The 12137-nt window shown below is 72.3% G+C and carries 11 protein-coding genes and 1 tRNA gene; 6 read left to right on the forward strand and 6 right to left on the reverse strand.

Going from position 1 to position 12137, the window contains the following annotated elements:
- Positions 1-593 precede the first annotated feature (593 nt).
- Entirely contained in the window at positions 594-1394 is an 801-nt protein-coding gene (locus tag AC4NMM_RS13690) for a topoisomerase DNA-binding C4 zinc finger domain-containing protein (protein WP_491924508.1), read from the forward strand.
- An 11-nt stretch (positions 1395-1405) separates the two neighbouring features.
- Here the strand turns inward: AC4NMM_RS13690 and AC4NMM_RS13695 are convergent, their stop codons facing one another.
- The 3 genes from AC4NMM_RS13695 to AC4NMM_RS13705 all read right to left on the reverse strand — a co-directional run bounded on the left by AC4NMM_RS13695 (position 1406) and on the right by AC4NMM_RS13705 (position 5834).
- Complete coding sequence (locus AC4NMM_RS13695) at positions 1406-2392, reverse strand: tyrosine--tRNA ligase (RefSeq protein WP_491924509.1); 987 nt, start codon at positions 2390-2392, stop codon at positions 1406-1408.
- 123 nt (positions 2393-2515) lie between these two features.
- The gene (locus tag AC4NMM_RS13700; RefSeq protein WP_491924510.1) at positions 2516-4573 is read right to left on the reverse strand and encodes a DUF460 domain-containing protein; all 2058 of its coding nucleotides are present in this window, start codon (positions 4571-4573) and stop codon (positions 2516-2518) included.
- A gap of 76 nt (positions 4574-4649) precedes the next feature.
- Positions 4650-5834 (reverse strand): CBS domain-containing protein, encoded by a 1185-nt coding sequence (locus AC4NMM_RS13705; protein ID WP_491924511.1) that lies wholly within the window; start codon positions 5832-5834, stop codon positions 4650-4652.
- Positions 5835-5889: 55 nt separating this feature from the next.
- Here AC4NMM_RS13705 and AC4NMM_RS13710 point away from each other — a divergent pair, with 55 nt between their 5' ends.
- Positions 5890-6270, forward strand: a complete 381-nt coding sequence (locus AC4NMM_RS13710) for a cupin domain-containing protein (RefSeq protein WP_491924512.1) — start codon at positions 5890-5892, stop codon at positions 6268-6270.
- A gap of 50 nt (positions 6271-6320) precedes the next feature.
- Here AC4NMM_RS13710 and AC4NMM_RS13715 read toward each other — a convergent pair whose 3' ends face one another.
- Both AC4NMM_RS13715 and AC4NMM_RS13720 read right to left on the reverse strand, forming a co-directional pair.
- A complete protein-coding gene (locus AC4NMM_RS13715; RefSeq protein WP_096394380.1) occupies positions 6321-7124 on the reverse strand; it encodes a M14 family metallopeptidase in 804 nt (267 codons plus the stop codon).
- Between the two features lie 83 nt (positions 7125-7207).
- Entirely contained in the window at positions 7208-7774 is a 567-nt protein-coding gene (locus AC4NMM_RS13720; protein WP_096394381.1) for a DUF309 domain-containing protein, read from the reverse strand.
- 111 nt (positions 7775-7885) lie between these two features.
- Between AC4NMM_RS13720 and AC4NMM_RS13725 the strand changes: the two genes are divergently transcribed.
- The 3 genes from AC4NMM_RS13725 to AC4NMM_RS13735 all read left to right on the forward strand — a co-directional run bounded on the left by AC4NMM_RS13725 (position 7886) and on the right by AC4NMM_RS13735 (position 10126).
- Positions 7886-8767, forward strand: a complete 882-nt coding sequence (locus AC4NMM_RS13725; protein ID WP_096394382.1) for an EamA family transporter — start codon at positions 7886-7888, stop codon at positions 8765-8767.
- Positions 8768-8959: 192 nt separating this feature from the next.
- On the forward strand, positions 8960-10012 hold the full coding sequence (locus AC4NMM_RS13730; RefSeq protein WP_491924513.1) for a PAS domain-containing sensor histidine kinase: 1053 nt from the start codon (positions 8960-8962) through the stop codon (positions 10010-10012).
- A 30-nt stretch (positions 10013-10042) separates the two neighbouring features.
- Positions 10043-10126, forward strand: a tRNA-Leu gene (locus AC4NMM_RS13735).
- Between the two features lie 123 nt (positions 10127-10249).
- Here the strand turns inward: AC4NMM_RS13735 and AC4NMM_RS13740 are convergent.
- Positions 10250-10675, reverse strand: coding sequence for a hypothetical protein (locus AC4NMM_RS13740; RefSeq protein WP_096394385.1), 426 nt, complete (start codon positions 10673-10675; stop codon positions 10250-10252).
- Between the two features lie 135 nt (positions 10676-10810).
- Here AC4NMM_RS13740 and AC4NMM_RS13745 point away from each other — a divergent pair, with 135 nt between their 5' ends.
- Positions 10811-12112: an outer membrane protein assembly factor BamB family protein gene (locus AC4NMM_RS13745; RefSeq protein ID WP_096394386.1), complete on the forward strand. Its 1302-nt coding sequence runs from the start codon at positions 10811-10813 to the stop codon at positions 12110-12112.
- Positions 12113-12137 lie beyond the last annotated feature (25 nt).

Here is a 12137-nt window from a genome sequence, read left to right on the forward strand (position 1 = left end):
GCCCGGCCGGCGCCGACCTCGTCGTCGAGGACCCCGGGCCGGTAACCGGCGATCCGACCCTCCTCCCGCGCGCCCTCGGGAACCTCCTCGGCAACGACTTCCACCACGGCGGCGACGGGCCCACGGTCCGGGTCGGCGTCGACGGCCGCGGGGAGGAGGGGGGACGGGGGTGGAGAGGAGGTGGGAGCACGGGAGGCCCCGGCAAAGCTGGGGGGCCGGCCCCCGGGTCTTCCGGCGGTGCTTGCGGGGCGGGGCTCAAAGGGGCAGCCGTGAGGGCGAAGCACGCCGCAGTAAGCACCGCAACGAGGGAGCGCCAGCGACCGAGTGAGGCGCGCAGCAAGGCGCGCGAGCCCTCACGGCTGGGGCTTTGGCGGTGTTCGGCGCCGATCCGCAGTCATCTACTTATAAACGAGCGGCTGGGGCTTTGGTGGTGTCCACCGTTACTCTGGTATCAGCCATTTATAAATAAACGACCGGAGCGTCAGAGCGATTCGCCACCTCGTCCCTCCATTAGTGTTCACCGCGACCCGCCACGTATCCCACATAAACCCCCGCAACGAGCGCTTTTCACCCATACCGCGGCCACCCGCCCCATGCCGCAACGACTCCGCGTGCTGGCCGGCGACTGCGTAGTGACCGACCGCGGCGACCGCACCCGCACCCACCGCGGGCGCGTCGTCGTCCTGATCAAACCGGACGACACGACGCTCGTCCACGACGCCGACGGCTACCAGCCCGTCGCGTGGCTCACCCGCCCCGAGAGCGTCGTCGTCGAGGGCGACGGCGACGGGTTCACCGTCACCGCCCGCGACGGCTCCCGCCGACTCCGGGTGGTCGCGGAGGAGGCGATCGCGAGCCGCGCGCTCCCGGTCACCGAGGCGGGCGTTCCGGTCGGGACCTGCCCCGAGGACGGCGGGCCGCTCGTCCGCTCGCGGGGCGACGTGGTGTGCCTCGACTGCGAGGAACGCTGGGGGCTCCCGGCCGGCGCGAGCGTGACGGACGCGACCTGCGACGACTGCGGGCTCCCGAAGATCCGGGTCGAGCGCGGCGAGCCGTTCCACCTCTGTCTCGACCCCGCCTGCGACCCGATGGAGGACGCCGTCAGCGACCGGTTCGACGGAGTCTGGGACTGCCCCGACTGCGGGGGTGACCTCCGCGTCCGATTCGCGCCCGGCCGCGTCTACCTCGCCTGCGAGAACGACCCCGACTGCGAGACCACCTTCTCGTTCCCGGCGGGCGTCGTCGTCGACGAGTGCGACTGCGGGCTCCCCGTCTTCGAGACGGCGGCCGGGCTGGGCTGTCTGGACGGCACCTGTCCGCTCGACGGGCACACGATAGACGGCGAAAAGACGGAGAACGGAACGGCGGAAACGCCGGATCCGAACACCGGATAGCGTCGCGTCGACTACTCCGCGAGCTGCTGGCGGCCCGGCGCGATGAGGCGGTCGAGGTACTCCGCGAGCGCGCCCTTCGCGTCCGCGGGGTGGAGCTCGCCGGACTCCAAGTCGGCCTCCAGGTCGTCGTAGGCGTCGTACTCCAGGTTCCCGCCGTACTCCTCCGGGCGCTCGACGGTCACCGCGTCGAAGCGCGGGAACACGTGGTACTCGAACACCTGGAGGACGGGGTTCTCGCGCGACTCCCCCTCGTCGGTCGGCTCGGGGTCGGCCGTCGGCGGGCAGTAGGCGTCGTTCACCTTCGACTCGATGTCCTCGCGGGAGTCCTCCATCGAGATGGTGACGCCCTCGCTGGAGGACATCTTCCCGCGGCCGGTCCCGAGGTCGGCGATCAGCGGCGTGTGGAGGCTCGTCGGCGGCTCGCGGTCGATGCTCGGCAGCACGTCGCGCGCGAGCATGTGGACCTTGCGCTGCTCCATCCCGCCGACCGCGAGGTCGACGCCGAGGTACGGGATGTCGAGCGCCTGCATCAGCGGGTAGACGGCCTGCGACACCTTCACGGAGTCGCCGGAGGTGATCTCGGCCATCGCCCGCTCGGCGCGGGCGAGCGTCGTCTCCAGCTCTAAGGCGTGGAGGTCGAGGGTGTAGTCGTCGTCGAGCTGGAAGTCGGAGCCGAGGACGAACTGCGTGTTCGACTCGTCGAGCCCGTAGGCGATGAACTGGTCGCGCATCCGCTCGGCGGTGTGGCGGATCTCCTCGAACGACCCCTTGTCGTTGAGGTACGCGTGTACGTCGGCCAGCAGTACGGTCACCTCGAAGCCAGCCTCTTGGAGGTCGATCAGCTTGTTCGCGGTGAGCATGTGACCGATGTGGAGGACTCCCGAGGGCTCGTAGCCGACGTACGCCCGCTTGCCCTCGGGGTCGTCGGCCAGCGCCTCGATCTCCGCTTCGGTGACCACCTCGGCCGCGTTCCGGGTGATCAGCTCGTGAGCGTCCATACGTCCGACTGTGCGTTACCGGACATATGACTTCTGGATGTGTGGCGAGGCGTCACGCGCTCCGTCGCGGCCGCGCTTGTCGACCGCTCCCCGCCGCGGTTCCGGGGAGTGTCCGCACCGCGCTCATTCCTCCGTCTCGGGCAGCGTCCGCCCGGCGCGGTGCTCGGAGATGATCCGGTCGATCCGTTCGGCCTTCTCGTCGCGCCGGCGCTGTTCGGCGCGCTCCTCCCAGTCGTCGACGGCGTCAGCGAGCGCCTCCTCGCTCGCGACCGCCAGCTCGTCCACCTCGCGGACCGGCACGGCGTCCGCGGGCACCACCGGAACCCCGCGCTCGAACAGCACCGCGTCGGCGACGTCCGAGAGGTTCCCCTCGCCGCGGATCACCGCCCGCGGCTCCGTCTCCGCGAGGCGTTCGGCAGTTCGACGCCCGGCCCCCGACGCGTCCCGGAGGAACACCACGTCGCCGGCGACGAGCCCGTACGCCTCGTCCGCGGCGTCGAGCGCGTCGAGCGTGAACTGCTCGACGACCTTCACGCTCACGAGCCCCCGCCCCTCGGCGACGTCGCCGAAGTTCGAGTGGTCGAGCCGCCACAGCTCCTTTAACGTCTCAACCTTCCGTTCGAGGTCCTCGACGCGCTCTCGGGCCTCGTCGCGCTCGCGCTCCAACCGGTCCGTCTCGCGTTCGAGCCGCGAGACCGCCCGCCGCTCGCGGGCCTCGATGCGCTCCTCGCGTTTCGCCTCTTCCAGCTCCGACTCCAGCTCCGCGATCCGGTCGTCGCGCTCGTCGAGGTCCTCTTCGAGCGACTCGGCGTGCGACTCCAACCGGTCGACGCGCTCGCGGAGCCGGCGGATCGTCTCCTCCTCCTCGGTGCGCTCGGGCTCGGTAGGGTCCGCCTCGTCGGCGTCGCCGTCGCCGCTCCCGCCACCGCCGCTCCCGTCGTCCTCGCTCAGGTCGTCGATGACGGCCTCGACCGACGAACCGCCCGCGACGACGCCGGCGATCACCGCCCCGCGGTCGAGCCGCGGCGGGGTCTTCGCCGCGATCCGCTCGAACTGGTCCTCGTGGTCGTCGTAGGCGTACAGCGCGGCCGCGAGCGCGTCGCGCTCGTGGTCGTTGTCGTAGCTCGCCTCGCGGGTGCGGTGGAGCTTCTCGTCGACCGGGAGGTCGGTGGTGGGGCGCCAGCCGGCGGCGTCGAACGATCGCCGGAACTTCTCGACGGTCTCCGGCATCGGCTCGACGTCGGCCGCGACGATGATCGGTCGGCCCTGCTCGACGATCCACTCGGTCACCGCGGCGGTGTCGCCGGTCCGCGAGGAGTAGAGGGCGTGGACGGTGCCGTCGAGCCCGACGACCGCGGCCGCGGTGGTGGTGCCGGGATCGATCCCGACGATGACGCGGTCGCGCCGCTTCACGAGGGGCTCGTACTCGATGCCGTCGCGGCGCTCGCGCTCGACCTCGACGCGCACGTCGCCGGCCCGCGAGTCCGAGACCGGAATGTCCTCGGGGCGCGCCTCGACGGTGAACGTCGCGTTCGCGTAGCCGCCGTACTTCTCGGTCACGTCCCGCTCGAACGAGAGGTTCGCCTCCTGTAGCTTCGACTGGACCTGCCGCGTCCGCTTCTTCACGTTGCCGTGGATGCGCCGGGTGTAGCGGTCCTGGCTCCACCCGCCTTTGCCCGTCGAGCGCCCGCGAGACACCTTCACCCGCGTCTCGTCGGTGAACGCGGTCACCTCGTGGCCGACGTTGGCCGCGGCGAGCCGCGCCGACGCTTCCGCCTCCTTCATCGGTTCCTTCCCGTAGGGGATCCCGTGCCGGGAGGCGACCCGCGAGAGCGGCTCCGGGCGCTCCGCGCCGGTCACCTGGACGAGCCTGGTGCCGTCCGGGAGCGACCGGAGGAAGTTGACGAGCTCTCCCTTGTCCGCCGCCAGCTCGTAGGCGTTGTCCGTGGCGACGTAGAGCGGTTCGCGGTCGTCGATCAGGCGGCAGAGCTTTCGGAAGGAGACCACGTCGCGGGTGACCCGGGCCATCGGGCCCTCGGCGTCGGGCGCGTCCGGGTCGTCCTCGTCGACGGGATCGAGGATAACGAGCGCGTAGGAGGGGCTGTCGCCGCGGACGTCGCCGCTGTGGACGTCGACGCCGAACACCGGCCGGTCGCGGGCGCGGATGGTCCGGGTTGTCACGGGCCGAGGTAGGTCGTTGCCGCGTATATACCCCACGCCGGGGGAGACGACCGCTCGGCGCCGAGCCGCCGAGTCCTCAGAGGATTCGCGGCTCGTCGCCCGCCCCCTGCTGCCGCCCGCTGATGATCCCGGGCGTGCCGCCGGTCTGGATGATGTTGAACGCGGTCATCAGGTCCGACCGGGAGATGAGGCCGACGAGCTCGCCGTCGGCGTCGACCACGGGGAGCCGCCCGACGCCGTGCTCCTGCATCGTCTGGAGCGCGGTCAGGGCGTCGGCGTTCGGGTCGGCAGCGACGATGTCCGTCGCCATCACGTCGTCGACGCGGTAGGCGTCGCGCTCGACCTCGCGGACCGAGCGGGCGTCCTCTAAGGTGACCATCCCGACGAGCTCGCCGCCGTCGAGGACGGGGTAGCCCGTGTGGCGCTCCTCGAACATCCGGCCCATCAGGTCGGCGACGGAGGTGTCCTCCGACACCGTGTGGAGGTCCCCGCGAGGCGTCATGATGTCCGTGACGGTGACGCCCTCGAAGGCGGCCTTCAGGGTCGTCTGCTGCGCCTCGCCCGAGGCGGCGATGTAGACGAAGAAGGCGAGGACGATGAGCAGCAGCTGGAACGTGAACAGGCCGATAATCCCCATCAGGAACGCGAACACCTTCCCGACGGCGGCGGCTCGCTGGGTCGCCTGCGCGTGCGGCTGGTTCCGCGCGAGCAGCGCCCGGAGGACTCGGCCGCCGTCCATCGGGAACGCAGGGAGCATGTTGAAGCCGGCGAGGACGACGTTCAGCAGCGCGAGGTAGCCGAACACGAAGCGGAGGGCGTCGGAGCCGCCAGCGCCGACGAGGACGACCCCGTAGCAGGCGACCCCGACCGCGACGCTGACGAGCGGGCCGGCGATCGCGATCCAGAACTCGTGTTTCCAGTCCTCGGGGAACTCGGCGAAGCTGGCGAGCCCGCCGAGCAGCCACAGCGTGATCGACTCGATCTCGTACCCGTAGCGCATCGCGACCAGCGAGTGACCGAACTCGTGGAGCAGCACGCCCACGAACAGCCCCACCGCGGCCGCCAGCCCGAGCAGCCACGGGGTGTTCCCGGCCGCGACCGCGCCCGCGTCGATCCCGAGTCCGGCGACCTCGTTCATCACCCCGGCGATCTCTCCCACCTGCCCGCCGATGAGGTACGCGAACAGCGGTAAGACGATCAGAAAGGTCCAGTTGAGCCGGATGGGGATGCCGAACGCGCTTCCGACCTTGATTCCACGCATACCACGGCGTTCGGTCGGTGATCGGTTAAATACACGGCTCCCCTCAGTGTCGGCCATGACCGACGCACGCGGTTCCGGTCCGGTCGTGAAGCGCGGCGAAGACGTCGACTACGAGCCCGTCGACGCCGCCGAGGGGCTCTCGAAGGGCGTCCTCCTCGACGAGTCCGACGGCGCCCCGACCTTCGCGATGCGCCGGTTCGAGCTCGCGCCGGGCGCCGCGGTCCCCCGCCATACCAACGCGGTCGAACACGAGCAGTACGTCCTCGCCGGCGAGTACGTCGTCGGGATCGGCGACGAGGAACACAGGGTCTCGCCCGGCGACGCGCTCCTCATCCCCGCGGGCGTCGAACACTGGTACCGCAACGAGGGCGACGAGCCCGGCGCGTTCATCTGCGCGGTGCCGAACGGCGACGACACCATCGAGCTCGTCGAGTAGGAAGCCGAGGCCGACCGCGCTCGCCGGGGTCGGAGCGGGAGGCGCGCCGGCTACTCCAGCGTCCCGACGCGGTCGGCGACGTAGCCGAACTGGTCGCGGTAGCCGTTCGGCGACAGCAGCACGGGGTAGAACGCCTCGTCGGCCAGCAGCGGCTCGCCGTCGGCGGCCGCGAACCGCTCGCCGGCCTCGACGCGCTCGAAGTTGCGCGCGAACACCTCGTAGGTGTCTGCCGCGGGCTTCGGGATCCGCTCGCGGAGCCGGAACACCGGGACGTCCTCGCGGCCGCCGACGTCGAGTACGTCGTCGGCGCCGGGCGCGGAGACGGCCCCGGTCGCGGCGAGGAACGCGCGGGCGAGCCAGTAGGCGTTGTCGGCGGCGGCGTCGGAGCCCTGGAGCCCCGCCTCCACTTCGAGCGTGTGCGGGTGTTCGATGAGCCGGCCCTCGGTGAACGCGTCCGTCTGGATCACGGCGTCGACGGGGAGGTGCGGCGCGACGGCGCGCGTCACCTCGTCCATCGAGTCGATGACGGCGAACGGCTCGGCGTACGACTGCGTCGAGTGGATCGCGAGGGTCGTACACCCCTCCAGCGCGTCGACGAGCTCGGCCGCGAGCCGCACCTCGTGGGCCGCCGCGTCGCGGTTGCCCGGGAACACCCGATTCAGGTCGGCGTCGAGGTACCGCTCGCCGGCCGCGAGCGCCTCCTCGTTGGCGACGATCAGCCGCACCGGGCGCTCGGGGGCGAGGTCGGCGTCGAGCAGGCGCTCGACGGCGCGGGCGCCGCAGGGCTCGTCGCCGTGAATGGCGCCGACCACGGCGACCTCGGGCTCCCCGTCGCCCAGATCGTAAACTTCCATACGACTTCCAGGCGGGCGGCGGATAAGTGGCGTTCGGATCCGCGACGCCCCGGAGGCGACCCCGCCGCCCGCACCGAGGGATCTCAGTGCCCCTCGTCCACCCGCTCCGCGTACTCGTAGTCCGCGGGGTAGGCGGGGGGCCGCGCGTCGTCGAGGGCGATCCGCCAGCCGTCGACCGCGCTCGGATCGTCGAGCGCGGCGCGGAGGGTCTCCCGGACGTCGTCGACGTCGACGCCGTAGAAGTCGCCGGGGACGCCGTCGAGGTACTGGAGCGCGGTCTCGAACAGCGACCGCATCCCGGCGTCGTTCTCGAAGTCGACGCGCTTGTACGCGCCGGCCGCGACCTGGACCATCCCGTGGAGGAAGGCGCTCTCGACCGTGCCGCTGCCGTAGTTGTACCACTCGCTCTCGAAGCAGTCGTGGCTCTCGTGGTAGGCGCCGTCGTTGAACAGCCGCACGCCGTGTTCGGTCGCGCGCCGCAGCGTCGCGTGCTCCCAGTAGCCGCCGACTGCGTGCGCGTCGGGCGGCCCGCCCGACGACTCGTCCTCGTCGCCCGCCCCGGACTCGTCGGGGCCGGCGTCGCCCGCGTGCCACCCGGTCGGGTTCCCGAGCGGCGGGGCGACGCCCGGGTCGCGGGTGTGGTCGTCCATGTGCGGGCCGTTCACGCGGGAGCGACCTAACCGTTTCGCGGGAGCGGGGGACGAACCGGCTCGGGACCGGATCGAACCCTTCTTTCCCCCGGTCGCGCTCGGGGAGAACGAATGGACGCCGGACTCCTCGCCGCGCTCGGCGCCGCCGTCGTCTGGGGGGCGTACCTCTTCGTCCTGAAGCGCGCCTTCGCCGACTATCCCCCCGCCGCGCTGACGGTGGCGATAAACGCCGCGGCGCTCGGGTGGTTCCTCGCTGCGACCGGGCTCACGGTCGGCTTCGGCGACGCCGCGGCCGGGCTGGCCGGGCTCGTCGTCCCGCGGCGGTTCGCCGTCGTCGCCGTCACGAGCCTCGCGACGGCCGCGGCGTTCGTGCTCTTCCTGCGCGCCATCGAGAACGGGGCGGTGTCGTACGTCGCGCCGATCAACAAGGTCGTCCCGATGTTCGTCCTCCCGCTGGAGGTCGGGCTGCTCGGGCAGGTGTTAGCGCCGATCCAGGTCGCCGGCGTCGTCGTCACCACGCTCGCCGTGTACGTCGCGAACTACGAGCCGGGCAGCTTCTTCGCGCCGCTCGCGCGGGCCGCCCGATCGCGACCCGCGCAGCTGGCGCTCGCGAGCGCGGCCTGCTACGCGGTCGCCGACGTGGGCAAGCGGGTCGCGCTTCAGGAGCTCGCGATTCCCGGCACGCTCTGGGTGCCGCTGCTGCTCGCGGGCGTCGCGGTCGTGCTGCTCCCCGCGGCGGTCCGGAGTCCGATCGAGGCGAGCCGCGACGACGTCCCGAAGTTCCTCGCGGCCGGCGCGCTCGTCGCGCTGGGCGAGCACCTGACGACGGTCGCGTTCGCGGCGCTGCCCGCGAGCGTCGCCTCCCCGGTGATCAACACGCAGGCGATCGTCGCGGTCGTCCTCGGGGGCGTGCTGCTCGGCGAGCGCCACTTCCGGCTCCGGCTCGTCGCGGCCGTCCTCGCGGTCGTCGGCGTCGCGATGATCGCGGGCTGAGGCGGCGCGTGAGGGGAGACGGCGCATGAGGGGAGACCGCACGTGAGGGGAGACGGTGCGTGAGACGAGGCGGTGCGCGAGACGAGGCGGTGCGCGAGACGAGGCGGTGCGCGGGACGAGCCGCCCCCCGCCTCCCCCGTCACGTCTGCCGCTACCCGAGAGACACTTGACCGTTCGGCCCGTACCATTCGTATGAACTCCTCGCCGGAGTCAAGCGCGATCGACCACGCCGAGTCGATCGTGAACGCCCTCGGCGACGGCGCGTACGTCCTCGACGCCGACCGGAACCGCGTGTTCGTCAACGACCGGCTCCGCGAGGTGACCGGCTTCGACGAGGACGTGCTCCACGCGAAACACCCCGAGCGACTCGTCGAGGAGGGGTACTGGAGCGAGGAGGCGGGAGACCGCCACCGGGCGGCCGTCGAGCGCGTCCTCGCAGGCGAGGCCGACGACGAGCGCGTCCAGCTCACGACGACGCTCGCGGACGGCGGCGAGGTGACCACCGAGACCCGGCTGACGCCGATCGAGCGCGACGGCGCGGTCGTCGGCGCGGTCGGCGTCATCCGCGACGTCACGGACCGCGTCGAGCGCGAACGCGAGCTGGAGCGGCTCAACGAGCGGCTCGAACGGCTCGCCGGCTTCCTCTCGCACGACCTCCGGAATCCCCTGTCGGTCGTCAGCGGCTACGTCGACCTCGCCCGCGAGACGGGCGACACCGAGCGGCTGGCGGCCGCCGAGGAGGCGCTCGACCGGATCGAGGCGATGATCGACGAGGCGCTGGTGATGGCCCGCGACCCGGACGCCGTCGAGACCGCGGACGCCGCGGTCGACCTCGCGGAGCTCGCCGCCGACTGCTTGGAGTCGGGCGACTTCGGCGACTGCCCGGCCGGCGCCGACCTCGTCGTCGAGGACCCCGGGCCGGTAACCGGCGATCCGACCCTCCTCCGGCGCGCCGTCGGGAACCTCATCGGCAACGCCTTCGACCACGGCGGCGACGAGCCCACGGTCCGGGTCGGCGTCGACGACCGCGGGGTGTACGTGGCCGACGACGGTCCGGGGCTTCCGAACGACGAGCAGGCGCGCGCGGAACTGACCGACTTCGGCGTCTCTCACGGCGGCGGCACCGGGATCGGGCTCGCCATCGTCGAGCGCGTCGCAGCCGCGCACGACTGGACGCTCGAGATCGGCGAGTCGGCCGAGGGCGGGTTCCGGGCGACGCTGGCCGGTGCGGAACCGACGGGATAAAGGGGAGGCCGATCCAACGCCAGTCCGCGTGCGAGGGTAGCCAAGCCCGGAAACGGCGGCGGATTCAAGCTCCGCTCCTGTAGAGGTCCGTGGGTTCAAATCCCTCCCCTCGCATCGCCGGGGTCCACCCCCGTGATGCGGAAGACGCTCTCGGAGCGTTCTTCCCTCGCAAAACTTCTCGACGCGACCGCGACTCGGAGAGTGACGGCTCCGTGCGGAACCGTCCGAACACGGCGCTCACCCGGTCGTTCGCAGCCGCCCGAGCGAGAGCCCCGCGAGCGCGACGACCGCCAGTTCGACCCCGACGCCGACGGCGGCGCCGACCGTTCCGACGGCGACGATCACGTTTTGAGGCCCGATCCACGCGAGGATCGCGCCCGTCCCGAGGAGGAACGCGACGCCCCCGACGAGGCCGGTGGCGAGCGTCGTGGGGCCGACATCGAGCGCGTCGCCGCGTCGACCGACGCGGTACGCGACGCCGAGGAGCAGCCCGTAGACGAGGACGAACCCGACCGCGCGCCCGCCGAGCCTGTACAGGGTGAGCGCGCCGGGGCCCGGGACGTCGGTCGCGGTGCCGATGGCGATGGTCGTGACGCTACGCGTGAGGCTGACCGCGAGCGCGACGGCAGCGGCCGTCGCGGGCGGGAGCGGGGACCAGTCCATGCGCCCGGCTCCTCTCCCCCGCCCGGTGAGTGCTTTTCGCTCTCGGTCCCCCGACGGCGGCCGCGTCGGCGCGTCGCCGCGCGCCCGGATCTCCGAGCGGCATGCCTTTTTATCCTCTCCCGCGAACCGGGGAGCATGACCGAACGGACGCGCCGCGACCTGCTCCGCGTCGCCGGCGGCGTCGGCGTGGTGGGGCTCGCCGGCTGTGCCTCGCTCGGCACCGACCCGTCGGACGCCGGGCCGACCGACTTCGAGGGCGCGGACCTCCCCTTGGACCTCGACGCCCGCGCGCAGTCGCCGGACGGCCTCACGACCCAGTTCCGACAGGGGCTCCGGAACCACGGCCACATCGACGCGACGATCCCCGACAGCGTCGAGGTCGAGTGGGCCGTGCCGGCGAACCGCGGCGACCACACCGCCTCGAAGGGGAGCCCGATGCCGGCGCCGTCGGGCGGCGTCCTCCTCGCCGACGACACGGGCCGCGTCCAGTCGATCGCGAGCGACGGGACCGTGCGGTGGTCCACCTCGATCTCCGACGACGACCGCGGGAGCCACGGCACCCCCGCGGTCGCCGACGGCGCGGCGTACGTCGGCACCTACGACGGCGTCGTCTCCGCCGTGTCGGTGGCGGACGGCGAGGTGCTGTGGCAGACCGAGGTCGGCGACGCGGCCGCCGCCAGCCCGACCTACCACGAGGGGAAGCTGTACGTCGCCGTCGAGTACGCGACCCCGAGCGGGACCGTCGTCGTGATGGACGCCGAGAGCGGCGAGGTGGAGTGGCGCGACGACCGGCCCACCGACCACCCGCACTCGACCGTGGCGGTCGACCTGGAGCGTGACCGCTTCCTGTTCGGCTCGAACGACGGCCACGTCTACGCGTGGTCGGTCTCGGGTCCCGACCGCGCGTGGACGTTCGACACCGGCGGCGACGTCAAGGCGCCGATCGCGGTCAGCCGCGGGATCGCGGTGGTCCCGTCGTGGGCCGGCACCGTCACCGCCGTCGACGTCGCTGACGGCGCGGGGCTCTGGCAGTTCGAGACCGACGAGAGCGTCTCGCCGTCGGACGACCCCGACCCCGTCCGGACGGGCGGCGTCATGTGCGCGCCGGCCGTCCACGACGGGACGGTCTACGTCGGGAGCCACGACGGCAACGCCTACGCGATCGACCTAGCGACCGGCGAGGCGGAGTGGTCGACCCCGACGGGCGGGTGGATCACGGGGAGCGTGACCGCGACGGACGAGCACGTCCTCGTCGGCTCCTACGACGCGCACCTCTACGCGCTCGACCGCGAGGACGGCTCGGTGACCTGGGCGGTCGAGGGGCGAGGAGAGGTGACCAGCGCCCCGCTGGTCGCCGACGACGCGATCTACTACGCGGAGCGCGCGCCGGAGGGCGGCGACGCGGCCGGGATGTGTTACAAGCTCGTCCCGGCCTGAGCGGACGGACGAGCGGTTCTCACCG

This window comes from Halorubrum sp. SD41 (assembly GCF_058630335.1).